The sequence below is a fragment of the Rhodococcus baikonurensis genome (assembly GCF_040489275.1).
Lineage (GTDB): Bacteria > Actinomycetota > Actinomycetes > Mycobacteriales > Mycobacteriaceae > Rhodococcus_F > Rhodococcus_F baikonurensis.
In genome coordinates this window covers 246,490-271,809 of sequence record NZ_JBEUOQ010000007.1, presented here as the reverse complement: position 1 = coordinate 271,809, position 25,320 = coordinate 246,490, and the positions used below count along the sequence as shown (strand labels likewise).

General features: G+C 63.1%; 27 protein-coding genes. 15 read left to right on the top strand and 12 right to left on the bottom strand.

Features of this window, described 5'->3' with window-relative positions; translation table 11 throughout:
- Positions 1-216 precede the first annotated feature (216 nt).
- Both ABWI03_RS18535 and ABWI03_RS18530 read left to right on the top strand, forming a co-directional pair.
- Positions 217-402: a hypothetical protein gene (locus ABWI03_RS18535; protein ID WP_007735457.1), complete on the top strand. Its 186-nt coding sequence runs from the start codon at positions 217-219 to the stop codon at positions 400-402.
- A 76-nt stretch (positions 403-478) separates the two neighbouring features.
- Positions 479-1,888 (top strand): RNB domain-containing ribonuclease, encoded by a 1,410-nt coding sequence (locus tag ABWI03_RS18530; protein WP_298773384.1) that lies wholly within the window; start codon positions 479-481, stop codon positions 1,886-1,888.
- 4 nt (positions 1,889-1,892) lie between these two features.
- Here the strand turns inward: ABWI03_RS18530 and pip are convergent, their stop codons facing one another.
- From pip to panB, 3 genes are read right to left on the bottom strand one after another with little or no spacing between them, the layout of a single operon-like run.
- Positions 1,893-2,885: a prolyl aminopeptidase gene (pip, locus tag ABWI03_RS18525; protein WP_075833467.1), complete on the bottom strand. Its 993-nt coding sequence runs from the start codon at positions 2,883-2,885 to the stop codon at positions 1,893-1,895.
- Entirely contained in the window at positions 2,885-3,325 is a 441-nt protein-coding gene (locus ABWI03_RS18520; RefSeq protein WP_172436525.1) for a hypothetical protein, read from the bottom strand. The genes pip and ABWI03_RS18520 overlap by 1 nt, the downstream gene beginning before the upstream one ends.
- 51 nt (positions 3,326-3,376) lie before the next feature.
- Complete coding sequence (gene panB, locus ABWI03_RS18515) at positions 3,377-4,246, bottom strand: 3-methyl-2-oxobutanoate hydroxymethyltransferase (protein WP_166810542.1); 870 nt, start codon at positions 4,244-4,246, stop codon at positions 3,377-3,379.
- Positions 4,247-4,453: 207 nt separating this feature from the next.
- On the opposite strand from panB, the gene ABWI03_RS18510 reads away from it, so the two are divergent.
- The 3 genes from ABWI03_RS18510 to ABWI03_RS18500 all read left to right on the top strand — a co-directional run bounded on the left by ABWI03_RS18510 (position 4,454) and on the right by ABWI03_RS18500 (position 10,484).
- Positions 4,454-6,025 carry an alpha/beta hydrolase gene (locus tag ABWI03_RS18510; protein WP_298773359.1) on the top strand — a complete coding sequence of 524 codons (1,572 nt, stop codon included), beginning with the start codon at positions 4,454-4,456 and terminating at the stop codon, positions 6,023-6,025.
- Positions 6,026-6,132: 107 nt separating this feature from the next.
- Positions 6,133-7,473 (top strand): glutamine synthetase family protein, encoded by a 1,341-nt coding sequence (locus ABWI03_RS18505; protein WP_003941637.1) that lies wholly within the window; start codon positions 6,133-6,135, stop codon positions 7,471-7,473.
- Entirely contained in the window at positions 7,470-10,484 is a 3,015-nt protein-coding gene (locus ABWI03_RS18500) for a bifunctional [glutamine synthetase] adenylyltransferase/[glutamine synthetase]-adenylyl-L-tyrosine phosphorylase (protein ID WP_298773357.1), read from the top strand. The genes ABWI03_RS18505 and ABWI03_RS18500 overlap by 4 nt, the downstream gene beginning before the upstream one ends.
- Positions 10,485-10,493: 9 nt before the next feature.
- Here ABWI03_RS18500 and ABWI03_RS18495 read toward each other — a convergent pair whose 3' ends face one another.
- On the bottom strand, positions 10,494-11,354 hold the full coding sequence (locus ABWI03_RS18495; protein WP_166810539.1) for a spermidine synthase: 861 nt from the start codon (positions 11,352-11,354) through the stop codon (positions 10,494-10,496).
- 166 nt (positions 11,355-11,520) lie between these two features.
- On the opposite strand from ABWI03_RS18495, the gene ABWI03_RS18490 reads away from it, so the two are divergent.
- The 4 genes from ABWI03_RS18490 (at position 11,521) to ABWI03_RS18475 (ending at position 15,271) form a co-directional block, all read left to right on the top strand.
- Positions 11,521-12,648, top strand: coding sequence for an NDMA-dependent alcohol dehydrogenase (locus tag ABWI03_RS18490; RefSeq protein WP_095969992.1), 1,128 nt, complete (start codon positions 11,521-11,523; stop codon positions 12,646-12,648).
- Positions 12,649-12,833: 185 nt separating this feature from the next.
- Positions 12,834-13,655 (top strand): alpha/beta fold hydrolase, encoded by an 822-nt coding sequence (locus ABWI03_RS18485; protein ID WP_095969819.1) that lies wholly within the window; start codon positions 12,834-12,836, stop codon positions 13,653-13,655.
- Positions 13,656-13,699: 44 nt separating this feature from the next.
- Positions 13,700-14,731, top strand: a complete 1,032-nt coding sequence (locus tag ABWI03_RS18480; RefSeq protein ID WP_235169663.1) for a cupin domain-containing protein — start codon at positions 13,700-13,702, stop codon at positions 14,729-14,731.
- Between the two features lie 18 nt (positions 14,732-14,749).
- Positions 14,750-15,271, top strand: coding sequence for a hypothetical protein (locus ABWI03_RS18475; RefSeq protein ID WP_235169662.1), 522 nt, complete (start codon positions 14,750-14,752; stop codon positions 15,269-15,271).
- Positions 15,272-15,317: 46 nt separating this feature from the next.
- Here ABWI03_RS18475 and ABWI03_RS18470 read toward each other — a convergent pair whose 3' ends face one another.
- Entirely contained in the window at positions 15,318-16,004 is a 687-nt protein-coding gene (locus ABWI03_RS18470) for a GntR family transcriptional regulator (RefSeq protein WP_095969820.1), read from the bottom strand.
- 128 nt (positions 16,005-16,132) lie between these two features.
- On the opposite strand from ABWI03_RS18470, the gene ABWI03_RS18465 reads away from it, so the two are divergent.
- From ABWI03_RS18465 to ABWI03_RS18455, 3 genes are read left to right on the top strand one after another with little or no spacing between them, the layout of a single operon-like run.
- Positions 16,133-17,053 (top strand): sulfurtransferase, encoded by a 921-nt coding sequence (locus ABWI03_RS18465; protein ID WP_296555560.1) that lies wholly within the window; start codon positions 16,133-16,135, stop codon positions 17,051-17,053.
- A 44-nt stretch (positions 17,054-17,097) separates the two neighbouring features.
- Positions 17,098-17,943, top strand: coding sequence for a hydroxyethylthiazole kinase (thiM, locus tag ABWI03_RS18460; RefSeq protein ID WP_298773353.1), 846 nt, complete (start codon positions 17,098-17,100; stop codon positions 17,941-17,943).
- Positions 17,943-19,052 (top strand): LLM class flavin-dependent oxidoreductase, encoded by a 1,110-nt coding sequence (locus ABWI03_RS18455; protein WP_124569303.1) that lies wholly within the window; start codon positions 17,943-17,945, stop codon positions 19,050-19,052. Before thiM ends, ABWI03_RS18455 begins: the two co-directional genes overlap by 1 nt.
- Here the strand turns inward: ABWI03_RS18455 and ABWI03_RS18450 are convergent.
- Both ABWI03_RS18450 and ABWI03_RS18445 read right to left on the bottom strand, forming a co-directional pair.
- Entirely contained in the window at positions 19,045-19,395 is a 351-nt protein-coding gene (locus tag ABWI03_RS18450; RefSeq protein WP_214887851.1) for an inorganic pyrophosphatase, read from the bottom strand. The two genes, ABWI03_RS18455 and ABWI03_RS18450, sit on opposite strands and share 8 nt — an antisense overlap.
- A gap of 2 nt (positions 19,396-19,397) precedes the next feature.
- Positions 19,398-20,177 (bottom strand): helix-turn-helix domain-containing protein, encoded by a 780-nt coding sequence (locus ABWI03_RS18445; RefSeq protein ID WP_298773351.1) that lies wholly within the window; start codon positions 20,175-20,177, stop codon positions 19,398-19,400.
- Positions 20,178-20,233: 56 nt separating this feature from the next.
- On the opposite strand from ABWI03_RS18445, the gene ABWI03_RS18440 reads away from it, so the two are divergent.
- Complete coding sequence (locus tag ABWI03_RS18440; RefSeq protein WP_124569305.1) at positions 20,234-20,626, top strand: VOC family protein; 393 nt, start codon at positions 20,234-20,236, stop codon at positions 20,624-20,626.
- A gap of 72 nt (positions 20,627-20,698) precedes the next feature.
- Here the strand turns inward: ABWI03_RS18440 and ABWI03_RS18435 are convergent, their stop codons facing one another.
- The 5 genes from ABWI03_RS18435 to ABWI03_RS18415 all read right to left on the bottom strand — a co-directional run bounded on the left by ABWI03_RS18435 (position 20,699) and on the right by ABWI03_RS18415 (position 24,045).
- Positions 20,699-21,727: an alpha/beta hydrolase gene (locus tag ABWI03_RS18435; protein WP_296555553.1), complete on the bottom strand. Its 1,029-nt coding sequence runs from the start codon at positions 21,725-21,727 to the stop codon at positions 20,699-20,701.
- Between the two features lie 150 nt (positions 21,728-21,877).
- Complete coding sequence (locus ABWI03_RS18430) at positions 21,878-22,189, bottom strand: DUF3349 domain-containing protein (protein ID WP_095969827.1); 312 nt, start codon at positions 22,187-22,189, stop codon at positions 21,878-21,880.
- 11 nt (positions 22,190-22,200) lie between these two features.
- Positions 22,201-22,527, bottom strand: coding sequence for a DUF3349 domain-containing protein (locus ABWI03_RS18425; protein ID WP_234036639.1), 327 nt, complete (start codon positions 22,525-22,527; stop codon positions 22,201-22,203).
- Positions 22,528-22,561: 34 nt separating this feature from the next.
- Positions 22,562-22,843: a hypothetical protein gene (locus ABWI03_RS18420; RefSeq protein WP_003941641.1), complete on the bottom strand. Its 282-nt coding sequence runs from the start codon at positions 22,841-22,843 to the stop codon at positions 22,562-22,564.
- Between the two features lie 14 nt (positions 22,844-22,857).
- Positions 22,858-24,045 (bottom strand): inorganic phosphate transporter, encoded by a 1,188-nt coding sequence (locus tag ABWI03_RS18415; RefSeq protein WP_003941590.1) that lies wholly within the window; start codon positions 24,043-24,045, stop codon positions 22,858-22,860.
- A gap of 187 nt (positions 24,046-24,232) precedes the next feature.
- Between ABWI03_RS18415 and ABWI03_RS18410 the strand changes: the two genes are divergently transcribed.
- The gene (locus tag ABWI03_RS18410; RefSeq protein WP_298773347.1) at positions 24,233-24,628 is read left to right on the top strand and encodes a PPOX class F420-dependent oxidoreductase; all 396 of its coding nucleotides are present in this window, start codon (positions 24,233-24,235) and stop codon (positions 24,626-24,628) included.
- 96 nt (positions 24,629-24,724) lie between these two features.
- A complete protein-coding gene (locus ABWI03_RS18405) occupies positions 24,725-25,183 on the top strand; it encodes a DUF5994 family protein (protein WP_124569307.1) in 459 nt (152 codons plus the stop codon).
- Positions 25,184-25,320: the final 137 nt, after the last annotated feature.

Below are 25,320 nucleotides of genomic sequence, written 5' to 3'. Positions count from 1 at the left end.
CAGTACGTTGCCGCGTCATGGCCCATGAGCGGGAGGAGGTAATCGTAAAGAATTGCGGACATGCGCACTCCATTTTCTGTTCGTAGCTTGTGTTGGGCATTCAAGCAGAACTCACCGTTCGAATGTCCGGTTCTCACCTGCCAGGCCAAGTAGAAAGAATATCAGTCTCACAGCGATCTACAAGCTTCTATCTCACTCTGATGTCACACTGTGGATATGACTGATGAAGATCGACTCTGGTACTTCGACGTGTCCGACGGTTCCGTCACGCAGGGAAAGGGTGCGTCCTCGCTGACGAGGATGGGGCCGTACCCTGATCGGGACTCTGCCGAGCATGCATTGAAGATCGCGGCCGAACGCAACAAAGCCGCCGATCGGGCAGACGAAGACTGGAACAACTGAGGCTGGAACAACTGGGACCGGTACAGCTGCTGGACCGGCCCGAACCGATCATGGAGGACGCGTGCCCGCAGGTCGAATGATGGTGCAGGGAATCGACTTCGGAGTGGTTCGGGCGGAATTCGATTTGCCAGGAGCATTCTCGGCCGCGGCGCAGGCCGAGGCCGAGAATGCCGTGGATCGTTTCGGTGCCGGGCGTGTCGACGAAACGGGTATCGCCTTCGTGACCATCGACCCTCCCGGATCGATGGACCTCGACCAGGCAGTGCACATCGAGAAGACGTCGACCGGGTACGTCGTGCACTACGCGATCGCCGACGTCGCGGCGGTGGTGTCGCCAGGTGGTGCGCTCGACATCGAAACCCGCAAACGTGGCCAAACCTTCTATCTCCCGGACGGTTCCGTTCCGCTGCATCCTCGGGCGTTGTCGGAGGGATCGGCGAGCCTGCTGCCGGACGTGGTTCGCCCCGCCGCGCTGTGGTGTATCGAGTTGGATGCCCAAGCCGAGCCCACGTCGTGGCAGGTGAGGCGAGCTCTGGTGAAATCTGTGGCGCGTCTGGATTATTCGACCGTGCAGCGCGACGCGGACGCGGGCACCTTGCATCCGTCGATCGCCGCACTACCGGAGTTCGGACGATTGCGCAGTGCCTCGGCGGTTGCCAGGGGTGCCATCGAGCTGAAACTGCCCGAGCAGTCAGTGGTTCGGGAGCAGCCGGAGGACGAGTCCTCGGTTCGCTGGCGGATCGAGTTGGAGCCACGCACCGAAGCGGACGACTGGAACGCAGAAGTGTCGCTACTGACCGGGATGTGTGCCGGCCGCATGATGATCGACGCAGGTATCGGGTTGCTTCGCACGCTGCCGCCCGCCGAGGAGTCCGCGGTTCGGACCTTGCGGAGAACTGCAGTGGCGCTGGGTATCACGTGGCCGGAGGGGGAAAGCGTCGGGCAGATTCTTGCCGGCCTCGACTCGGGCGAGCCGTCGACGATGGCGCTGATGTCGGTTGCGCCGTCGTTGCTGCGCGGCGCAGACTACGCGGCCTTCGACGGCCGATTACCGGAGTTGACGGTGCATGCGGGGATCGGAGCGCCCTACGCTCACGTCACGGCTCCGCTACGCCGCCTGTCCGATCGTTTCAGCACCGAGGTGTGTCTGGCGATCACAGCTGGTACGGCGGTACCGGAATGGGTGCGCACCGCCCTTCCCGAGTTGCCCGACATCATGAGTGGGTCCGACTCACTGGCGAACAAGGTCGACCGCGCGTGCATCGATCTGACCGAGTCCACGCTGCTCGACGGCCGGGTCGGCGAGGTCTTCGACGCGGTGGTGATGCGCGCCAAGGACGGAAAGCGCTCGGCGGAAGTGTTTGTCCCGTCGGTCGCCGTGATTGCGAAATGCGTCGGAACGCCCGACGACGGTGAGCGCGCAAAGGTGCGACTCACCGCCGTCGACACCGTCAAACGGACGGTGGAATTCACGTTCCCGGCGTAGGGAGCTACCGGTACGAATCGGTGGCTTCCACCAAGTGATGTGCGATGCCGGGCTCCATCGCGGAGTGTCCGGCGTCGTCGACGATCACGAGCTTGGATTCGGGCCACGCCTTGTGCAGTGCCCAGGCACTGGTGGCGGGGCAGACGACGTCGTAGCGGCCCTGGACGATCGTCCCCGGAATGCCGTGCAGTGCGGAGCTTTTGCGTAGGAGCTGACCCTCGTCGAAGAATCCGCCGTTGACGAAGTAGTGATTCTCGATGCGAGCGAAGGCCAAGGCGAACCTGGTCTCGGAGTTCTGTTCGATCTTGTCCGCCTGTGGATACAGGTAACTCGTCGATCCTTCCCAGGCAGACCAGGCGATCGCTGCCCGGGCTGCGACGTCGGGGTCTTCGGAATGGAGCAATTGGTGATAGACCGCGACGAGGTCTTCACCGCGCTGCGCCTCGGGCACCGGTTCGAGGAACTTGTCCCAGCGCTCCGGAAAGATGTTTCCGGCGCCGCCGTTGTAGTACCAGTCGATCTCGCTGCGACGCAGGAGGAAGATCCCGCGCAGGACCAGTTCCGTGACGCGCGTGGGAAACGTTTCGGCGTAGGCGATGGACAGCGTGGAACCCCAGGACCCGCCGAAGACCATCCACTTGTCGATCGACAGATGTTCACGCAGGGCTTCGATGTCGGCCAGCAGCTTGTCGGTCGTGTTCACCGACAGGTCGGCGCCGTCGGCAACGTGCGGGGTGGATCGCCCGCAGCCGCGCTGGTCGAGGAGAACAATTCGGTATGCGGCCGGATCGAAGAACTGGCGCACCGCCGGTTGTGCACCGCCACCGGGGCCACCGTGCAGGAACACCACTGGCTTGCCGTCCGGATTGCCGCTGACTTCCCAGTACATGCTCTGGCCGTCACCGACATCGAGGAAGCCGGTGACAAAGGGCTCGATCGGGGGATACAGACTCCGAAGAGCCGACGGCTGCCCTGAAGTGGCTGACGTGTCGGTCATCAGAAGCCCACCAGTCCGGAGGCGAGATCGGGGATCTCGAGTGCGGAAATCGCGCCGCTCCGGACATCGGGGCACGCGGCCGAGGTTGCCGCGTCGATGCTTTCGCGGTTCTGGGCGAGATCGAGCAGGTTGATGCCGTTCTGCGTCGCCCACGTGATGACGATCGTGTTCAGTCCACCCTTGCCGAGCGTCGGGGTGACGGTCCGCCAGTTCTGCAGCTGCCCTTCCATATCCGAGCACAACTGCTGGACCTGAGCGTCGGTGAACGTCGAACCGGACGCGGAGCTTGTTGCCGGCGCCGTCGTGGTGGAACTCGCGGGCGTAGTGCTGCTGGGCGCGGGAGAGTTGGTGGACCCTCCCGCGCATCCGCTCAGCACCGTGACGAGAGCTGCCGCACCGACTACAGCTGCGGCAGTAGAACTTCGACGGTTACCGATCATTGAACGCACCCCTGGCTGGTTGAGAGACAGGCGGCGTTCGCCGGTCTCGGATCAGAAACTGTGTTCTGCGGCCGGGAAAGCGCCAGTGCGAACTTCTGATGCATAGGCTGCGGCTGCGGAACGCAGTTCGTCACCGACGTTACCGAAACGCTTGACGAACTTGGCTGTCTTACCACTCGTGTAACCCGCCATGTCCTGCCAGACGAGTACCTGCGCGTCGCATTCGGAACCGGCCCCGATGCCGACGGTGGGGATGGTGAGTTTGCGGCTGACCTGGCCCGCGATCTCGGCCGGAACCATTTCCATGACGACGGAGAACGCCCCGGCTTCCTGGACTGCAATGGCGTCCGCCACAAGCTGCTCGGCCGCGTCGCCGCGACCCTGGACGCGGAAACCGCCGAGCGAGTTCACGCTCTGCGGGGTGAATCCGACGTGAGCCATGACGGGGATGCCGGCCGAGGTGATTGCCGCGATCTGCTTGCTCATCCGCTCACCGCCCTCGAGCTTGACGGCGTGCGCGAGGCCTTCCTTCATGAACCGTGTGGCAGTCGCCAGGGCCTGCTCGGCGGAACCCTCGTAGGTGCCGAAGGGGAGATCGGCGACGACGAGCGCGTGCGGTGCGCCGCGAACGACGCCGCGCACGAGCGGGAGCAGTTCGTCGACGGTGATCGGCACGGTGGTGTCGTAGCCGTAGACGACGTTGGCGGCCGAGTCGCCGACGAGCAGCACCGGGATGCCTGCGTCTTCGAAGATGCGTGCCGTGGAGTAGTCGTAAGCGGTGAGCATCGACCAGCGTTCGCCGTTCTGCTTCATCTCGGCGAGGTGGTGAATGCGCGTCTTGCGCTTCGGTGCATCGGTAGAGCCTGCAGTGGGTACAGAGCCTGCAGTGGGTACAGAACCGTAGAGAGGTGTTTCGGACATCGTTGTCCCTTTCTGGCCTCGAGGCCCTGAGCGTTGATCGCCTTCGGGTCCCCGGGTGTGGGTGATGACGTGTTCAGTCTGCCACCGGACATCGCCGACACGAATAGTTGACGGGGTGCAATGGGTCACATCACCGCGCGCGTATCAGGTAGGTGCCGAGATGAGGCGAACCGCTGGCTATCGCGGTTTCCTGGCACCATCGATGGCATGTCGAAGTTCGTTCGCCTCTCCGGTGCCCTCGCCGGAAGCGCAGCAGTGCTCGTGTTGGTTGTCGGTTGCACCAGTTCGGAAGGCACTCCCGAATCGGTGGAACCCGCTGGTTCCGCCGCGTCCGCGGTGCCGTCCGGCCTGGAGAAATTCTACGAGCAGACGCTCGACTGGGGTTCGTGCGACCAATTCGTCGAAGAAGGAACTGCGCCGCTGGGGCGAGGGGTCGACTGCGCAGAGGTGAGCGTTCCCGTCGACTACGCGAATCCGAGCGGCGACACCGCGAAGGTGGTGATCTCGCGTTCGAAGGCCACCGGTGACCGCATCGGCTCGCTGTTGCTGAACCCCGGCGGGCCGGGTGGGTCCGGGCTGTCGATGGCCACGTCGGGTTCGGGCACCGAACTGCAGGAGCGTTTCGACATGATCGGCTTCGATCCGCGGGGGATCGGAGCGTCGACGCCGCAGGTTCGGTGTTTGACGCCGGAGGAGACCGACGCGGAGCGTGCGGAGGTCAACGTCGACATGACACCGGAGGGCATCGCCCTCGCCGAGGCGGACAGCAAGGACTACGCCGCCAAGTGCGCTGAGCGGACCGGTACGGAGTTCCTCGCGCATGTCGGTACCTACGAGGTGGTGCGAGACATGGACGTCATTCGGGGCGTTCTCGGCGATCCGAAGATGAACTACCTCGGGTTCTCGTACGGGACCCGGCTCGGATCCACTTACGCGGAAACCTTTCCGCAGAACGTCCGAGCGATGGTCCTCGACGGCGCGCTCGACCCCGAACAGGATCCGGTCGACGAAGTGGTCCTGCAAGGTCAGGGTTTCCAAGGCGCGTTCGACGCCTTTGTCGCCGACTGTGTCTCGCGAACGGACTGCCCGCTCGGTGACGATCCGGCGCAGGCGCAAGCGCGCTTTCAGGCACTCGTCGATCCGTTGATCGAGAAGCCGGCACAGACCACCGATCCGCGCGGACTGAGTTATTCCGACGCGATCACGGGCGTCCAGCAGGCTCTGTATTCGCCACAGTTGTGGACGCCGCTGCGTGGGGGTCTGTCGAGTCTGGCCGACGGACGCGGCGACTCGCTGCTCAATCTCGCCGACATGTACGAAGGCCGTGAGGACGACGGCAGCTACTCCAACATCAACGACGCGTTCAACGCCATTCGCTGCGTGGACGATCCGGCAACCACCGACCGCGCCGAGGCCGGCGAGTCCGATACCCGGTACCGCGAAGCGGCCCCGTTCCTCGACGACGGCCGAGGGACCGGTCAAGCGCCGCTCGACCTGTGCGCGTTCTGGCCCGTTCCGGCAACCGGCAGCCCCCACGCGCTCGACCCCCAGGCGCTCGCCGATGCCGGACTGCCTCAGCTGGTCGTCGTGTCCACGACGCAGGATCCGGCTACGCCGTATCAGGCCGGAGTGGATCTCGCGAAGCAGTTGGGCGCTGCCCTGATCACCTTCGACGGAACCCAGCACACGGTCGTTCTGGACGGAAACTCCTGCGTCGACGATGCCGTCGTCGACTACTTCGTGTACTTGAAGGCGCCGGAAGAGGGCCTGACATGTTAGTCGGCGCGGCGCCGTACGCTGCGCCTATTCGATGGTGACCAATCACTCTGTTAACCGGGACCACTGATGTAACACAGATTTAACGTGGCTTGCTTAGTCTCGCGTGCATGGATCGCCAAAAAGAATTCGTGCTTCGTACCCTGGAAGAGCGCGACATTCGGTTTGTCCGCTTGTGGTTCACCGACGTTCTCGGGTACCTCAAATCGGTGGCGATCGCCCCCGCCGAACTCGAAGGCGCCTTCGAGGAGGGAATCGGATTCGACGGTTCCGCCATCGAGGGATTCTCACGAGTCTCCGAAGCCGACACCGTCGCTCGGCCCGACGCCTCGACATTCCAGATCCTGCCGTGGGCCCACAAGGACGGTGCGCAGCATTCCGCGCGCATGTTCTGTGACATCACGATGCCCGACGGTTCGCCGTCGTGGGCCGATCCGCGCCACGTCCTGCGTCGCCAGTTGAGCAAGGCCAGCGACTTGGGCTTCAGCTGCTACGTCCACCCGGAAATCGAGTTCTTCCTTCTGGAGAACGGTCCGATCGACGGCACTCCGCCGATCCCGGCCGACTCGGGCGGATACTTCGACCAGGCAGTGCACGATTCGGCTCCGAACTTCCGCCGCCACGCCATCGACGCACTCGAGTCGATGGGCATCTCGGTCGAGTTCAGTCACCACGAGGCCGCGCCGGGTCAGCAGGAGATCGATCTGCGCTACGCCGACGCACTCTCGATGGCCGACAACGTCATGACGTTCCGGTACGTCGTGAAGGAGGTCGCGATCGGTGAAGGCGTCCGGGCGAGCTTCATGCCCAAGCCGTTCAGTGATCAGGCCGGCTCCGCGATGCACACCCACATGAGCCTGTTCGAGGGCGACACCAACGCCTTCCACAATCCGGACGATCCGATGCAGCTCTCCGAGACCGGCAAAGCGTTCATCGCCGGCATCCTCGAGCACGCCAACGAGATCAGTGCGGTCACGAACCAGTGGGTCAACTCGTACAAGCGACTCGTCCATGGGGGAGAGGCACCCACAGCTGCGTCGTGGGGCCCGTCCAACCGATCGGCTCTCATCCGCGTTCCGATGTACACGCCCAACAAGGCGTCGTCACGTCGCGTCGAGATCCGAAGCCCAGACTCGGCTTGCAACCCGTACCTGACTTTCGCGGTCCTGCTTGCTGCCGGTCTTCGAGGCATCGAGAAGGGCTACACCTTGCCGCCCGAGGCAGAAGACGACGTGTGGTCGTTGACCTCCGCCGAGCGTCGCGCCATGGGCTACAAGGAACTGCCGAGCAACTTGGACAGCGCTCTGCGCGAGATGGAGAAGTCGGAGCTGGTGGCCGAAGCACTCGGCGAACACGTCTTCGATTTCTTCCTGCGCAACAAGCGTCGTGAGTGGGAGGAATACCGCAGCCACGTGACGCCGTTCGAGCTCAAGACCTACCTCGGTCTGTGACGGTGAAACCGCCCGCTGCGAGATCAGCAGTCCCAGGACCGGGTCGACTCGGGCTGGTCGAGCCCACCGCTGCCGACGAGTTGCGTCAGCTCGGTTGGGTCGACGCCGAGAGTATCGAACTCTTGTGGTCGCTTTCGCGTGCCGCGAATGCCGACCTCGCTCTGCGCACCCTTGTCCGGATCAAGGACGGGCTCGACGACGGGTGGCGCGAGCTCGATCAGGCATTGCGCAAGGACAAAAGCTTGCGGGGCCGGTTGTTCGCACTGGTGGGTGCGTCTTCGGCCTTCGGCGATCATCTGGCCGCGGATCCGATCGGCTGGAAACTGCTCGACGGCACCTCTCTGCCGACCAAGGACGAGGCCACCGCTGCTTTGCTCGAAGCCGTGGGCGCCACCCTCGACGAGGGCGCTACCGAAGGCTCACTGACCTACCGCGCCACCCTGACCGGGCCGGAAGCTGTTGTTGCTCTGCGTAAGAGCTACAAGGACCAGTTGATGCTGCTGGCTGCGGCTGATCTTGCGGCGACCGTCGAGAACGAGCCCGTAGTGCCGTATCAGACTGTGGGTCACCAGCTTTCCGATCTCGCGGACGCTGCCCTGACCGCCGCACTGGCGGTGGCTATCGCAACGGTGTGCCCCGAGGGCAGCTGTCCGATCCGGCTCGCCGTGATCGCCATGGGCAAATGTGGTGCGCGCGAGCTGAACTACGTCTCCGACGTCGACGTCGTGTTCGTCGCCGAACCTGCCGATGCGACGGCCAGCCGCGTCGCCGGTGAGATGATGCGCATCGGTACTTCCGCTTTCTTCGAGGTCGACGCTGCGCTGCGTCCCGAAGGCAAGCGCGGAGAGTTGGTTCGCTCCCTCGAATCCCACATCACGTACTACAAGCGCTGGGCCAAGACCTGGGAGTTCCAGGCACTGCTCAAGGCTCGTCCGATGACCGGCGACATGGAGCTCGGTCGCCAGTACTCCGAGGCGATGAGCCCGATGGTGTGGATCGCCTCCGAGCGCGAGGACTTCGTTCCCGAAGTTCAGGCCATGCGTCGACGCGTCGAGGAAATGGTTCCGCCCGAACTGCGTGAGCGTGAACTCAAACTCGGCCGCGGAAGTTTGCGCGACGTCGAATTCGCCGTCCAGCTCCTGCAATTGGTGCACGGCCGGGCCGACCGTTCGTTGCACGTCCAGAGTACGGTCGATGCACTGACCGCATTGGCGGCGGGTGGATACGTCGGCCGCGACGACGCCGCCAACCTGACCGCGTCGTACGAATTCCTGCGCCTTCTCGAGCACCGTCTGCAGTTGCAGAAGCTCAAGCGCACGCACACCCTGCCGCCGCCGGACGACGAGGAAGCGCTGCGTTGGCTGGCCCGCGCCGCGCACATGCGGCCCGACGGGCGTCTGGATTCCCTCGGAGTCCTGCGCGCCGAGATCAAGCGGAATTCACATCGTATTCGCCGCCTGCACGCCAAACTGTTCTACCGCCCGCTTCTCGAATCGGTGGCGCGGATGGACAAGGAAGCACTGGTCCTGGGACCCGAAGCGGCGGTTCGGCAGTTGGCAGCTCTGGGTTACACGGCACCCGAGCATGCACTCGGACATCTGACAGCACTGACGAGTGGCGCTTCACGTAAGGGTCGGATTCAAGCGCTTCTACTGCCGACTCTGCTCGAATCACTCGCTGACACACCGGATCCCGATGCAGGTCTGCTTGCATACCGTAGGCTCTCGGACGCGCTCGTCGACCAGACCTGGTTCCTGCGCCTGCTCCGCGACGAGGCTGCAGTCGCCGAGCGTCTGATGACCGTACTGGGCTCGTCGGCGTATCTACCTGATCTGCTCATCAAGGCACCCGACGTGATCCGTTTGTTCGCGGATTCACCGAGTGGTCCGCGCCTGGTCGAGCCGAAGCCCGAAGACGTCGCTCGCGGAATCCTCACCGCCTCCGGCCGACACAGTGATCCCAATCGTGCTGTGGCCGCGGCCCGCTCGCTGCGGCGACACGAACTTGCACGCATCGCTTCGGCCGACATCCTCGGCATGCTCGATGTGCCCGCCGTCTGCAAGGCGCTGTCCTCGGTGTGGGCTGCGGTGCTCAACGCGTCGCTCTCCGCGGTGATCAAGGCCAGCGTCACCGAACTCGGAACCGAGGCGCCGGCCAGCTTCTCCGTCATCGGCATGGGTCGACTCGGCGGCGGCGAACTCGGCTATGGATCTGATGCCGACGTGCTGTTCGTGTGCGAACCCCGTGAGGGCGTCGACGAGACCGTTGCGGTCAAGTGGGCCAACAGCATTGCCGACAAGGTGCGCAAGCTTCTCGGTGCTCCGAGTACTGATCCGCCGCTCGAAGTCGACACCGGACTGCGCCCGGAAGGTCGTAACGGACCGATGGTGCGCACTCTCGAGTCCTACGACGCGTACTACGCGAAGTGGGCTCAGGCGTGGGAGATCCAAGCGCTCCTACGTGCGCATCCGGTTGCCGGTGACCCTGAACTGGGACTGCGGTTCCTGCACATGATCGACAAGACCCGCTACCCCGAAGGCGGCGTCAGTGACGCGGCGGTGCGCGAGATCCGGCGCATCAAGGCGCGCGTCGATTCCGAAAGGCTCCCGCGCGGAGCCGATCCGGCCACGCACACCAAACTGGGTCGCGGCGGCCTGGCTGACATCGAGTGGACTGTGCAACTGCTGCAGCTGCGCCACGCCGACAAGATCGAGTCGTTGCACAACACGTCGACGCTGGAAACTCTCGACGCTATCGGGGCCGCGGAACTGCTCAGCGAAGGTGACGTCGAACTGCTGCGTGACGCCTGGATCACCGCGACGAAGGCACGCAACTGCCTCGTTCTGGTGCGGGGCAAGCCGACAGACCAGCTTCCCGGCCCTGGCCGTGTCCTCGCGGCGGTGGCGCAGGTCGCCGGATACGGCGACGACGCAGGGGAGTTCCTCGACAACTACCTGCGCATCACACGACGGGCAAAGGCTGTGGTGGAGAGGGTGTTCGGCGGCGAGTAGTGCCGTCGGTCAGTCCTGTCGAACCGGCGCGTTCGCGGCGAACTTGCGGACTTCGGCGTCCTGCCAGACGTGGGCGGGCACTCCGCCGCCGAGTAGTTCGCGCGCGAGCGACGGTTGCCCGCCGATCGGTACGTCGCTGCCGGCGATGATCATGTTGCCGTAGCGGCGGCCCTTGAGCATTGCGGGATCGGCGATGATCGCCATGTGTTCGAATTGGGCGCCGATGGTCGCGGCCTCACTGCGTGCGCCCTGGAGATCCGGGGTGTCGCCGCAGTTGACGATGTAGATGCCGCCCGGTGCGAGTACGCGTCGTACGTGGGTGGTGAATTGCGCCGTCGTCAGTGGTGTCGGAGTTGTGCTGCCGGCGAAGACATCCCGAATCACGATGTCCCGGGTGGACTCGGTGAGAGTTTCGGTGACGGCGCGGGCCTCGCCGACGCGGATGCGCAGCAGTGGTGCGCGCGGAAGGTCGAACCAATCGCGCACGAGTTCGGCCAGGGCGCCGTCGATTTCGACAACCACCTGACGCGCGTCGGGGTAGGTGGCGGCGAAGTACCTGGCCATGGAGCAGGCTCCGCCGCCGAGGTGCAGAACCCGAAGGCGCTCGGCCTTGTCACGTTCGGAATCGACCAGATGCGCGATCCACCGCATGTACTCGAAATCGAGCACCGTCGGATCTGCGACGTTCACGTGGGAACTGGGCACTCCGTTGATCTGGATGATCCAGCTGTCGTCGGAGTATTGATCGCGGACTAGTTCGCACGTCCCGGTATCGATGGGGAAAGTGCCGGCGACCGGGCCGGACTCGCCTCGCTCGGGAGTACTGCTGCGAGTTCTGGTCTTGCGAGTTCCCTTGGCCACTGTGTCCATATTAGCCGTGTGCCTTTCCGGTAGAGGCGGCTACCAAAAAGGCGCGCGGACCGGCGGTATTCTCGGGCTACTTCAGGCACACTCATACTTGGAGTGTGATCGGCGACACAAATGCCGGCGCGTTCTTTCGTCGTCCGTGCATCACGAAGATTTTCGAGGAGTGCAGGTGAAGGTCAAGGCAGCGGTAGTCAAGGCGCCAGGTCAGGCGTGGGAGATCGAAGAGGTCGAGCTGGGGGACCCGGTCTCGGGTGAGGTGCAGGTCCGACTCGCCGCATCGGGACTGTGCCATTCGGACGAACATTTGCGTACGGGTGCCAGCCCGCTGCCCTTCTTCCCGGCCCTCGGCGGGCACGAAGGTGCCGGAGTGGTGACGAAGGTCGGCCCGGGCGTCACGAGCGTCGAAGAAGGCGACCACGTGGTTCTCGCCTTCATCCCCGCGTGCGGACGTTGTCCGTCCTGTGCGAAAGGTCTGCAGAACATCTGCGACGAGGGAGCCGGCCTGCTGACCGGGCAGGCGATCTCCGACAAGACCTATCGCGTAACGCTCAACGACGAACCGGTCATCCAGATGTGCCTGCTCGGAACCTTTTCGCCGTACGTGACCGTCAACGAGGCGTCCGTGATCAAGATCGAGAAGGACATCCCGCTCGACAAGGCGGCCTTGCTCGGCTGCGGTGTTGCCACCGGTTGGGGATCGGCCACCGCGATCGGCGGAGCCAAGGTCGGTGACACGGTTGTGGTCGTCGGCGTCGGCGGCGTCGGAATCAACTCGGTGCAGGGCGCGGCGTCCGCTGGAGCGCGCTTTGTGATCGCGATCGATCCCGTCGAATTCAAGCGCGACAAGGCAAAGGAATTCGGCGCCACACACACGTTTGCCTCACTCGAGGAAGCGTTACCGGTGATCGGTGAGATCACCTGGGGCAAGATGGCCGACGTCACCGTGATCACCGTGGGAGAAATCCACGGCGACATCATTCAGCCCGCGCTCAGTGCGACGGGTAAGGGTGGTCAGGTTGTGGTCGTCGGAATGGGGCATTACGCGGATTCGCAGGTGACGCTCAGCCTCTTCGAGCTGACCCTTCTGCAGAAGCGTTTGCAGGGAGCCATCTTCGGCGGGGTAGGACCACGGTCTCAGATTCCCAAGTTGCTCGATCACTACCGAAGCGGCGCACTCAAACTCGACGAGTTGGTGACCAAGACCTACAAGCTCGAGGAGATCAACGAGGGCTACGCAGACATGCTCGAGGGAAAGAACCTGCGCGGCATGATCGTCTACACGGAGGACGATTACTGATCGTTCCCTCTGGCATAAGGGTCCGGCCCGGCACCACGCTTCGTGGTGCCGGGCCGCAGTCTTCTGCCTCCGCAGATTTCTGTCGATCGATGAGTCGACTGCCCCCGTAGTGGGCACTCGCAGAGTGCGGGTACCGGGCACCGTGTCCGGACCTCACTCCACGACTCGACAGAGAAGAGCAGAACATGCCCTACATCACCACCTCCGACGGAACCGAGATCTACTACACCGAGCACGGCACCGGCCGGCCGATCGTCCTGAGCCACGGGTGGCCGCTGAGTTCCGACGCGTGGCAGGTCGAGATGAAGCTGTTCGCCGACGCCGGATACCGGACTGTCGCGCACGATCGTCGAGGACACGGTCGCTCGTCGAAGACGTACACCGGCAACGACATGGATACATATGCCAAGGACCTGGCTGAGCTGATCGACACACTCGACCTGAAAGACCTGATCCTGGTGGGCCATTCGACCGGCGGCGGGGAAGTGGTCCGTTATGCGGCGCAGCACGGCAAAGGGCGCGTGGCCAAGGTGATCACCGCCGGCGCCGTTCCGCCGATCATGGTCAAGTCGGACGGCAACCCCGAAGGCACACCGATCGAGGTGTTCGACGGCATTCGCGAGGGAGTTCTGCGAGACCGATCGCAGTTCTACAAGGATCTCAGCGAGAGCTTCTACGGTGCGAACCGCGAAGGGGCCGACGTCTCGCAAGGCGCGAAGGACGACTTCTGGAGGCAGGGGATGTTGGTCAACCTCGCCGCGGCCTACGACTGCGTCAAGGCATTCTCCGAGACAGACCAGACTTCCGATCTCGAAGCCATCGACGTTCCGTTCCTCATCGCTCAGGGAGACGACGATCAGATCGTGCCGATCGGCGCGGCGGCGGAGAAGGCGATCAAGTTGGTGAAGAAGGGCACGCTCAAGGTGTATCCCGGCGCACCGCACGGCATCTACGGCTCATATCAAGAGACACTCGACCAGGACATTCTCGCGTTCATCGAGGACTGACGTCAGCGAGGCGGAAGGACCAGAGTCGAAAAGGATCCAAGGCCATGTCTACACACGTTGCGTCGTTGCGCGATGGTCCCAGCGTTTTCGAAAACGAACTCGGATCGATCTCGCAGCTCGACTCGAGTTCGTTGCCCATCCTGTCCGGTCTGTCGATCAAACGAATTGTTCTCGGCCCCGGCGCGATCCGCGAACCACAATGGAACGTCAACGCGAACCAGATCGCTTACGTCACCCGCGGAACCGTGCTCGTCTCGTTGCTGGGCAATGCCGACGAGTTCGCCAGTTTCGTGGTGCTAACGGGGCAGATGTATCACGTCGAATCCGGCGCGATTTATCACATCGAGAATGTCGGAGAGGGGGAAGCGGAGATCATTGCTGCCTTGCGAACTTCTCTCCCGCAGCACTTTTCATTGCAGAGCAGCGTAAGCGCAATGTCGAACGCGGTGCTCGGCAATACCTACGACCTCGCCGCGTCGGCCTTTGACGTCTTCGGTAGGGCCGATGCGTCCCAGATAGTGCGGCGGGACGGCGCCGCCGTCGTTCCCGACACCGCCGGCTTTCCCAACGCGCATCTCTTCGACCTCGAAGGCCAGATCGCCCCTCTCGCTTATCCGTACGGACAGGCGAAGGTGGCGCGCAAGCAGTATTGGGCGGCGCTGGAGGATCTTTCGATGTACTCGTTGACTATTCGCGAGAGTGGGATGCGTGAGCCACACTGGCATCCCGTCACTGCTGAAATGGGATACGTGCATCGTGGTCACGGGCGGATGACGGTTCTCGATCCGGACGGGTCGCTCGACACCTATCTACTCGAGCCGGGTCAGGTGTATTTCGTTCCGCGTGCCTATCCCCATCACATCGAGGTTCTAGGTGACGAGGACATCAACTTCCTCATCTTCTTCGACCAGCCGACGCCGGGCGACATAGGCTACCGTGCAACGGCTTCCGCGTTCTCGCGCGGCGTTCTCTCGGCCTCGTTCGGTGTTCCGGAACGCGATCTGCCGGAATTTCCTTTCACGCCGGTCGATCCGCTCATTGTCTCGCGCAACAATCCGATCGACCGCCAGCACTGACCGGCAAGGACGCCCATCATGACCGACTCGCTGATCGTGACCGATCACGGTACGACGCTCGACTTCACGTACGAGGATGCTCTGCGCTATCACGGGCCGCAGGCGCCGGGAGGGGTGGCGCATGCCTACAAAGTCCTCGAGCGCGCACTCGGTGTGCTCGGCGGGGAAGGCTCTGTCGAGCGTCGCGAGTTGGTCGTCACCACTGCACACGGCGGACCAGGAGTGCGCGACGCGTTCGAGTTGGTCACGCGCGCGGTGACCGAAGGGCGGTACACCGTCGACAGTTCCCTGGCCCGGCCTGAACGAGGAAATACGCTCGCACTGTACGTCTTTCGGGTCGGCTATCGCGGCGCGAGCGCCACGCTGACTGTTCGGGAGGGATTTGTCGTCGACGAGTTGATCACTCTCTCCCGCAAGACTGACCGGACAGCCGAAGACGAAGCGCGGCTGACAGTGCTCAAACAGGAGATGGCGGACCGAGTGATGTCGAGCCCGGCCGAGAGCGTGTACGACGTCGAGATCGGCCCGCTCCCCGCCTGACTGACGGCGGCGTAAGCGGCGGTGTGCATCTCTCGGCTGTCTGAAGTCAGCGGCTGGCGAACATCCTTATCCGCTGGTCGCGGCTGCGTTCGAGATGGTTGCGCATGTGGCCACGTGCGGACGATTCGTCCCTGGCGCGGATGGCGTTCAAGATCTCGTGATGTTCCGAATTGAGTAGGTCCGGTTCGCCGTAGTTCGACGGCGGGCCGCTGTCGTAGATTCGCAATTGGGTGGTGAGGCGGATCAGCAGTGAGGTGATGGTGGAATTGTGGGCGGCTTGCCACAGGGCCTCGTGAAACTTGAAGTTCCCGGAACGAACTTCGGTTCCTTCTGTTGCAGTGCAGCAGAACTCGTGCAATCCGTCCAGTCGGGCAAGGTCGAGATCGCTGTGGCGGAGTGCGGCAGCGCCGGCAGCTTCCGATTCGAGGGCTACCCGCGCTGCGTAGATTTCGATGACGTCCTCGGGAGTGCCGGAGCGGACGCGAAACCCGCGGGCGGCTCGCTCGAGTAGACCGTCGTGCGCGAGCCAGTTGAGTGCTTCCCGGATCGGGGTACGCGATGCGCCGTACGATTCGCACAATTGAGTCTCGTGCAGCGGAGCGCCCTGGGGAAACTTGCCGGCCAGGATGTCGGCCCGCAGGCGCAGGTACTGCCGCGAAGTCTGATCGGACCGGCCCAGCGCAGCCTCCGGCACCAGCAGATCGGTGGTGCTCGTATCGGCGTCGAGTTCCATGTGTCCCCATTCCTGTGCGTTCAAGTAGAACGCGTTCGATTATGCCATCGACTACGAGTGAGTACTTGCGTATACGCTAGTACTCATTTAGGTTCGTGGTTGTTCGTTTCCGAGGGAGAGGGTCCGAAGTGGCTGGAGAGACCGCGTCGCCGCTGGTGAGTGCCGCTGAACTCGACGCGATGCTGCGTGAGGGAGGCGTCGCTGTGCTCGACGCGACGGTTCATTTTCCTCCCGCGCGATTCGACGGTGACTACCGCCCGGAATCCGGGTACGACGGCTGGGTCTCCTCGCACATCCCGGGTTCTCGGCACATCGACCTCATGGACGTCTTCTCCGAAAGGGAAGCGGCGCTGCATTTCACACACCCGTCAACGGAGCAGTTGGTTTCCGATCTCCAATCCAGTGGTATCGAGCCTGGCGCGACAATCGTGATCTACGACCAGGGTTCGACCACCTGGGCGTCACGGCTCTGGTGGGTGTTTCGCAATGCCGGCATCGAAGCGAGAGTCCTCGACGGTGGCCTCGTCGAATGGACTCGACGCGGCTTCGCTCTCGCGAGCGGCGACGACGTAACCCACACGTCGGCTTCGGCGCGTTGGAGCGTGACGGACCTCGGCCTATGGGTCGATCTACCGCGCGTTGCCTCACTGTCCTCGGGAGAAGTAGCCGGGACGCTGGTGTGCGCTCTCTCGTCTGAGCAGTACGAGGGAACGGAGAAGACGCGATATTCGCGACGCGGGCATATCCCGTCGAGTGTGAATCTGTCCGCGAAGAGTCTTCTCGACGCCGACGCCAGGATGCTTCCGGTGGACGATCTTCTGTCGAGATCTGCCGACGTTGTGCCTGCAGTCGCCGAACCTGTCGTGATCTATTGCGGCGGTGGCGTTTCGGCGTGCTTGACGGCGCTTGCGCTGATCCGAAGCGGCTACGGGGACGTCAAAGTGTACGACGGTTCGTTGGAGGAATGGACTGCAGTTCCGGCATTGCCGATGGTTGTCGGCGGTGAGTCCGAAGGTGCGATTCAGGACGATCGATGTCAGCGATCCTGAATCGTCGCAGTCCCGATAACACCATCCGCTTTGAAGGAAATCTTATGTCTGACACTGTCTCTGTCGAAACCGTCGCCTCTGCGATCGACGCACTCCGCGACCAGGTGCCGCTCGTCCAGTCGCTGACCAACATCGTTTCGGCGAATTTCTTGACCAATGTTCTGCTCGCTGCCGGCGCAAGCAACGCTCACATCGACAATGTTCACGAGGCGGGTGGGTTCGCTGCCATCGCCGGGGGAGTACTCGTCAACCTCGGAACGCCGGACGACGGAACGGCCGAAGCCTTCCTGGTAGCCGCTGAAGCGGCCCGAACTGCCGGTACGCCATGGGTTTTGGATCCGGTCGGTGTAGGCGGACTGCCCTGGAGGAGCGGTATCGCTGTGGACTTGCTGCGCTTTCACCCCAGCGCGATCCGAGGGAACGCGTCGGAGATCATCGCGCTGGCGGGACTCGGCGGTGACACCCGTGGCGTCGACAGTGCGTCCGACTCCGCCGACGCAGTGCCCGCCGCTCTGGCACTCCTGAAGCATGCGGACGCGGTGTCGGCATCAGGCCCGGTCGACTACATCGTGGCCCGCGATAGTGGCGGCGACGTTCGGGGTGTCCGAGTTTCCGGTGGCAGCGCACTGTTGCCGCGCGTGACCAGTACCGGTTGCTCTCTGGGCGGCCTTGTTGCGGCCTACCTCGCCGTGACGCCGACCGCGCTGGACGGATTGGTTGCCGCGCACACGCATGTTGCCGTGGCGTCGGAGATCGCCGAGGAAAATGCCTCGGGCCCCGGTTCTTTCGCGGTCGCGTACCTCGACGCGCTCTACAACGTGAATGCAGACACCATCCGCTCGCGTGCCCGAATCGAATCGTTCGACCTGCCGGCTGGAGTGCAGAACTGATGGGCGTCAAGACATTCTGGTATCTCACCCAGGCCGACGGGGACTACCCGTGGAGCCCCGGCGGACTGTTCCCCGTGGACGGGGCCAGGCAGATCGAGCTCGCGAAGACGATCGACGACGGCGGATTCGAAGGTGCTCTTGTTGCCACCTGGCCGAACGATCCGTTCATCTCGGCGACCTGGGCTGCAGCGCACACTACGCGCATGAAGTTCCTCGTCGCCGTCTACGCGAACATGACGCCGGCGAGACTGCTGGCAGAGAAGGCGTTGACCTTCGACGCCTTCAGTGGTGGCCGACTGTTGATCAACTCGGTCAACGGACGCGAGAACATCCTGACCAAGTACGACATGAACGTGCCTCACGACGAGCGTTACGAGTTGGGGGAGCAGTACTGGGCAGACTTCCGCCGCATCTACTCCGAAGGGACCGAGTCGAACTTTCCCAACACACCACTGCGTATCGATGCGCCCACGGGGCATCAGGTTCCGCTGTGGGGCACCGGTGATTCGCCTGCAGGCCTGGCGAATTCAGGCAAGGTTCTCGATACCTACTTGGCGATGCTGCGGGAGACGTCGTTCATCGAAGACAAATTCTCTGCCGCACGGGCGGCAGCGGAGGCAGCCGGACGTGAGTTCACCGATTTCGGTGCGCTGACCGGTGTGATCGTTCGCCCCACCAAAGCGCAGGCGCACGACCGTTTCCGTTCGTTGTTCGAGAAGACGGGCGTCGAGCAGATCGCTCATGTCCTGGACAATGCAGTGCGTCGTCGTACTCAGGGGAAGCAGGACCTCAAAACTTTCACCGCCCGCGACGCACAGCGGCAGGGTTGGGCGGACAAGATTGCCTCCGGCCGACTTCCTGAACCAGAGGAGTTGTACGTCGGTGACGGGTTGTACGCGGGTATCACAGCGTGGTCACCCCTCGACATCTTCGGCACCGGGTCATCGGCGGTGTACTACGTCGGCGATCCGGATTCGATCACGGACTCGGTGCGCACGCTTCGCAGCCGAACCGGTTTGACTGCACTGATCCTGGCAGGTTGGCCTCTGATCGAGGAAGCTAAGTGGGTTGCGGAGCATCTTGTTCCGCGATTCGACGAACTCAGCTGACTTCGCGCCGCAAGACAGTGGCGCCGAGGCCTAAAGTGTCGCGGAGAAATGCTGCAGCAGTGCCGATTTCATCGGCAGTGCAGTCGAGAAGGATCTTGACTTCCACGTCCTTCTTGTCGATGTCGGCAATAACGGCCATGGCAACAACGCCGTTGCCGACGGCAGAGCCTCGGAACAGATCGATCCCGTCGCCGTCCGCGCTGACGGTCCCGTCGAGATAGCCGTAATCGAGCGGGTAAATCGCAGCGGGGTAACGCGGGTGTGCCGACCCTCGGGGGCGATCGATCACGACAGTTGACGTGGCAGCCAGGTGATCGAGGGCGGAGAACAGGTCTTCGCTCATCGTTATCGGTGCTCGCGCAGTAGCTGAGTCGGTGTCAGGCCTGTCAGCGCTCGCGTATCGCGCGCGAGGTGGGCTTGGTCGGCGTAGCCGGCGCGACCCGCCAGCGACGACAGCGTGAGATCAGCATCGCGGCTGAGGGTCAACAGGTCCTGGATACGTTGCACTTTCTGAATCATTTTGGGGGACAGCCCGATCGACGACGTGATCGAGCGTCGAAAATGACGTTCGGAAACACCGAGGTCTGCGGAGATCTCTCGTATCGGAGTCGAAGGGGAGGAGATGAGCGCGGAGTAACCACGCTCGATTCCGTGGTCGGGTTCCAGTCCCCGCCACAGCTCGCCCAGTAGGCGAGCGTCGACTGCTTCGTGACGGAGTGCGTCGGCAAGCACCCGCGCCTGTCTGGAAGTGAGGATGTCGTCGAAGGCGATCTTCGAATCCTGCACCGCGTCGGCCGCTGCGCCGAGCAGGCTCCGCAGAGCCGGTGGATTGATCCGGATGCCCCACATGGTTGTCCCGGCGGCGACCGAAACCAGATCGGCACTGGTGGCAGGTCCGACGAGCCACGACTTTCCGGTGCTGTCGACGATGAAGTCTGCGCAGAGATCGGGAAGAATTCGTTTTGCTTCCGTTGGCGTATGGGCTTCGGTAGTGCTTTTCCACGTGCAACTGAAGAGGCCGGCCGAATCGGTGATCCGAGTTTCGACATAGGTGTGGCCGTTTTGTTCAAGACTCGACGCCATCGTCCGACTACCGTCGAGAGCGAGGGTGTCAGTGCCGGTCATCAGATCATCGTCACACACTCGCCGATCACTTCTCGACCCGAAACAGGAGAAATACCGTGTCCGTCTCTCCGAGACTCGATCTCGTCGGAATCGTCACCAACGATCTCGCTCGTTCCCTCGCGTTCTACCGAACGCTCGGGCTCGACATTCCGGAAACACCCGCTGACGCTCCGCATGTGGAGTTCACTTTCGACGGTGGCCTTCGGCTGGCCTGGGACGCGCTGTCCACCATTGCGAGCTTCGATCCTGACTTCGCGGTCGGGGAAGGTCGACACCCCGTGGCTTTGGCCTTCGATTTCGGGACACCCGCGGCCGTCGACGAGGCGTATCAGCGCATCACAGCCGACTTCCCCGGGCACAAGGCACCCTTCGACGCGGTGTGGGGCCAGCGTTACGCCGTTCTTCTCGATCCCGACGGCAACACCGTGGATCTCTTTGCCTCGCTCTGATTTCGAACGACACAGGCCCCGAACGAAATTCGGTCGGGGCCTGTGATTGTCGGTGATCGAGTCGTTGTCAGTTCACCAAGCGTCGAGGGTGTCGAGGATCTGGCCTCGCGCATTCCACAGTTCCGCGCCCCAGTACGGCCACGAGTGAGTGCCGTTGGCCGGGAAGCTGTACGTCGCCGGAATGCCCAGGGAGTTCATGCGCAACTGAAATGCGCGTGAGTTCATCAGGGCAAGGGCTTCGAGGCCGATGGCGCTACCGGTATTCACGAAGTCGACGGGTCGACGCGGTTGATCGAACTGTCCGGGTAGGCCGCTCGCGGCGGAAATGTACAGGGAGAGCCCGGCCAGTTCGGGTGCAAACACGAAGGGGTCGTTGCGGAGCCAAGCGGGGTTCCATGGCGGTCCCCACATGGCATCGACATTGAAGGACCCGGCGCTGACCATGGCCACGCGGATCGCTTCACGCATGCCTGGAGCTGAGATGTTGAGGTACCCCGAGAGCGATCCGGCGAACTTGAACTGATCGCGGTGATAGGCGGCGAGCGTCAGGGCCGCGCTGCCACCCATGGACAATCCGAGCACACCGTTGTTGGTTCGGGAGACGCCACGCGATTCCAGATAGGCGGGAAGTTCCTGGGTGAGGAAGGTTTCCCATTTGTACGTGACCGGCTGGCGATTCAAATTGCTGTTCGCATACCAGTCCGAGTAGAAGCTGGACTGCCCGCCGACCGGCATGACCAGGGTGACGTTGTCGCCGCGGTACTGCTCGAGAGCGTTGGTCTCGAAACTCCATGCGTTTCGGTCGTCGCGTGCTCGTAGACCATCGAGAAGATAGAGCGCCGCGTTGCCGCCGCGCGAAGCCCACTGGATCTGGACCTTGATCGGACCCATCGAGGAGTCGACGAACACATCCTCGTAGCCACCGGCCGGGGCGGTACGCGCGGGCGCTGCGGTCGCTACTGATCCGCTGATGAGGCCTGCGGTCAGGGGGAGTGCGAGTGCTGTCGCGGCGAGGCCGAGGATCCGACGCTTGATTCGTTTCGAAATCTGCTTCTTCGAAGAATCTCGATTGTTTGCAAGGCCTGTGTGTATCTCGTGCATGAATCACTCCCGCCCCAAAGGTGCTTGCACACCGAAATCCGACCGAGCCCCCCGAGGCGCGGAATTCCTTAAGACACTAAGTGGTCTGTATTGACCTCGACGGCACCGTTACCGGTTCGTTATCAAACTGGTCCGATTTACGAAGTGCCGTCAGGCGTCGTCAACCGGAGGCTGCGCCTCGATTTTCCAACCTCCACGAATCAAGTGTTCACGTACCCGTGCGACGTCTGCTTCGTGCGGAATATCGTCGGTGACTTTGGTGATGAGGACGCCGATGTCGATCGGATCGACGGGGACCGGAAACTCGGCGACGAGATCGTCGGCAAGAACGGCGATCTCGTCGTCGGACAGTTGTCGCCGGAGCAAAGCCATCAAAGGGACGTAGTCCTGCTCCGGCACACCGTTCGGATACCCGGCACGCAGCCAGCCGAGTATCGAAGCCAGAAGTGGTGGAAGACTCAACGAATCGAGCTTCAGTCGTTGTCGAGATCAGCGAGGGGCCACCCGGCGGCGGCCAGGACGGAGGCAACGCGCGCAATATCGTCGTCCGAGGGAGTCTGGCTCGTCAGATCGGCGATCTGAGCGCTGATCTCGTCGCTCGAGATCACCTGGTCGCTGTTGGCATCGCTCAGTTCTGCGAGCGCAGCGCCGATGGCAATGTCTCGAATTTGCGCGTCCGAGAGCTTGCGTCGAAGCAATGCGACCAGCGGAATGCGATCCTTGGGCGGTATGCCTTCGGGGTAGCCGGCGCGAAGCCATTCCAGAATGGATTGAGGAAGGGATGGAGTCGGTGCAGTCACGGTGATGTCTTTCCGCTCGTGAGGGCGCACGGGATCAGAAGATCTCGATGCCGAATGTGTGGCTGAGGAAGCCCTGCATGATGAAGAGGATTCCGGTGACGATCGCGATGAGCACTACTGCGAAGCACACCACTGCGCCTGCCACGGCCAAGGGGCTGCGAGCCGCGACGGCAGTGCTCCCGCCGCCACTGCCACGTTGCCCGGCGTCGAGGGACTTCAGGCCGATTGCGAAGATCGCGGGAAGTCCGGCGCCCAGCAGGAGGCCGACCAGTACGACCTGCCAGAGCGAGTCGACGGTGTTTTTCAAGATATCCATGTCGATTCCCTCTTTCAGGCTTTGACGTCGGTGGTGACGCGGGCGTCCGGACCGGGGACCTCTGCAGGCACCAGGCCGCCGTCCCACTCGGCGTTGACGTTGCTCGGATCGATGGGCTCCTTGCGGGAGCGCAGGTACATCCAACCGGCCAAGGCGATGAGCACAGCGAAGACGACCAGGACACCGGGCAGGCCGCCGACGATGTTGGCCAGGCCCCAGCACAGAGCGCCGACGATCGCAGCGGACGGGAGAGTGATCAACCAGGCGACCGCCATACGTCCGGCGACGCCCCAACGAACCTCGGCGCCCTTGCGTCCCAGACCGGTTCCCATGATGGAACCCGTCGCCACGTGGGTGGTCGAGAGGGGAAGGCCGAGGTGGCTGGAGGTGAGAATGATTGCAGCAGAAGATGCTTCGGCCGCCATACCCTGGGGTGCGGCGATCTCGACAAGACCCTTGCCGAGCGTGCGGATGACTCGCCACCCGCCGAGGTAGGTTCCGGCAGCGATCGCGAGTGCGCACGTGAGCTTGACCCAGAACGGCATGTCCGCGTCGGCGGAGATGGTTCCGTGGGCGACCAGGGCGAGGAAGATGACGCCCATGGTCTTCTGAGCGTCGTTGGTGCCGTGGGCGAGGGAAACGAGTGAAGCCGAACCGATCTGGCCGAGTCGGAAACCCTTGTCCTTGGTTTCCTCACCGACGTTGGAGGTGATGCGGTAGATGAGCCAGGTGCCGGCCGCTGCAACCAAGCCGGCTACGACGGGGGCGAGAACTGCGGGGATGACAACCTTGCTGAGGACGCCGCTCCAGGCGACACCGCTCATTCCGAGGGACGCGATGGCGGCGCCGATCAATCCGCCGAACAGCGCATGTGAGGAACTCGAGGGGATGCCGAGCAACCACGTTGCCAGGTTCCAGATGATGCCGCCGACAAGGCCGGCGAAGACGATGGTGAGCAGCGCTTGGCCACCCACATTTCCGAGGTTCACCACGCCCTTGGCCACGGTGGCAGCAACCTCTACCGAGAGGAAAGCTCCGACCAGGTTCAAGGAAGCAGACAGAGCGACTGCCACTTTGGGCTTGAGGGCGCCGGTTGCAATCGACGTGGCCATAGCGTTGCCAGTGTCATGAAAACCGTTGGTGAAGTCGAACCCCAGAGCGGTTACGACGACGACGAGGAGAACGATGAGTTCCGCATTCACGAGAAGTCATGTTCCAACACCGGCGGGCCACAAATCGACCTGAGGCGGGGTCGTTCCGAGACATTTCCACCATTCGGCACCTGTTGTTCATCTTCGTCCGGATAATTGTCCGTTTTGAAACGCCTGGGGCAGAGAAAGTTCATTCGCGTGCATGGTCGTCGAGTGTGTGGAGGCATACGCTCGTCTCATGTCCCTGGGCGAAGAGAAGACGATCTCGGTCACCACCTTCCGTAGGAGTGGTGACGGCGTGGCCACTCCGACGTGGGTCGTACCGCTCTCCGGCGGACGTATCGGCTTCTGGACATCCTCGAAATCGGGCAAGGCCAAGCGGCTGCGGAACAACCCACGCGTCACCGTCGTGCCGTGCAACAACCGCGGAAAGGTGACCGACGGTACGTCGCCGGTCGCCGGGACCGCTCAGTTGGTGAGCAGTGGAGCTGAATTCGACGAGATTCGCAGCAAAGTGAAAGCGAAATACGGTGTGATGATGCCTATTTCGAAGTTCTTCAACACTCTCGGCCACATCGGCAAGGGGCCGTTCCCGTACGGCGATACCGGCGTGATCATTTCCGTCGACGCGTAGTCGGTATTGCGCGTCGGAGTAGCCTGAAGGTATGGAACCCACGACCGGGCGCCTCTGCCTGACGGTTCCACGAATCTTCCGTTAAGGAGCGTCGTCATGGCGCACATCAGCACTCTCGACTATGCAACGGAAGCGCCGCAGCGCCATGTCGGGCAACCTTTCCCGTCGCCGACGCGGACTCCGCGATTCCTGCTTCGCGGTCAAGGTGCCGTCAAGGCATCGGTGGACGGCGCGTGGTTCCCGTGGACCACGAACGTCACGGCGGAGCTTCACGATCTGATATCCGCACTTTCGCTGAGGTTGGGGCCGATCGCGCGGGTTGCGTTCGACTGGAACACGATCAGCAGCGCCCAGCGACGTATCGACGAGGTCGACGGACTGGAAGTGCGGGGTCCGTACCCTGGCCAGCCTCACGATTTGATGTATCTCGACGACATCCACGGCCGTCAACTCGTTCTCATGATGATTCCGCCGTACACGGATCCGGACCGTGCGTACGAGATCATGCGGCGGTTGGTGGATCCTGGCCGCAGCGAAATCTATCGGGTGCAGTGAGATCTTTCTGACGGGTGGGATCGAATCTTTCGATTCCTGAACATGCGTCCAGTTTGTCTGGTTTGATGGTTCTCGTAACCACGATCTCAGGCGCATTCCTTCCGGTCAGCGCTTGGGCGCGGCAGCTTGACTCCCTG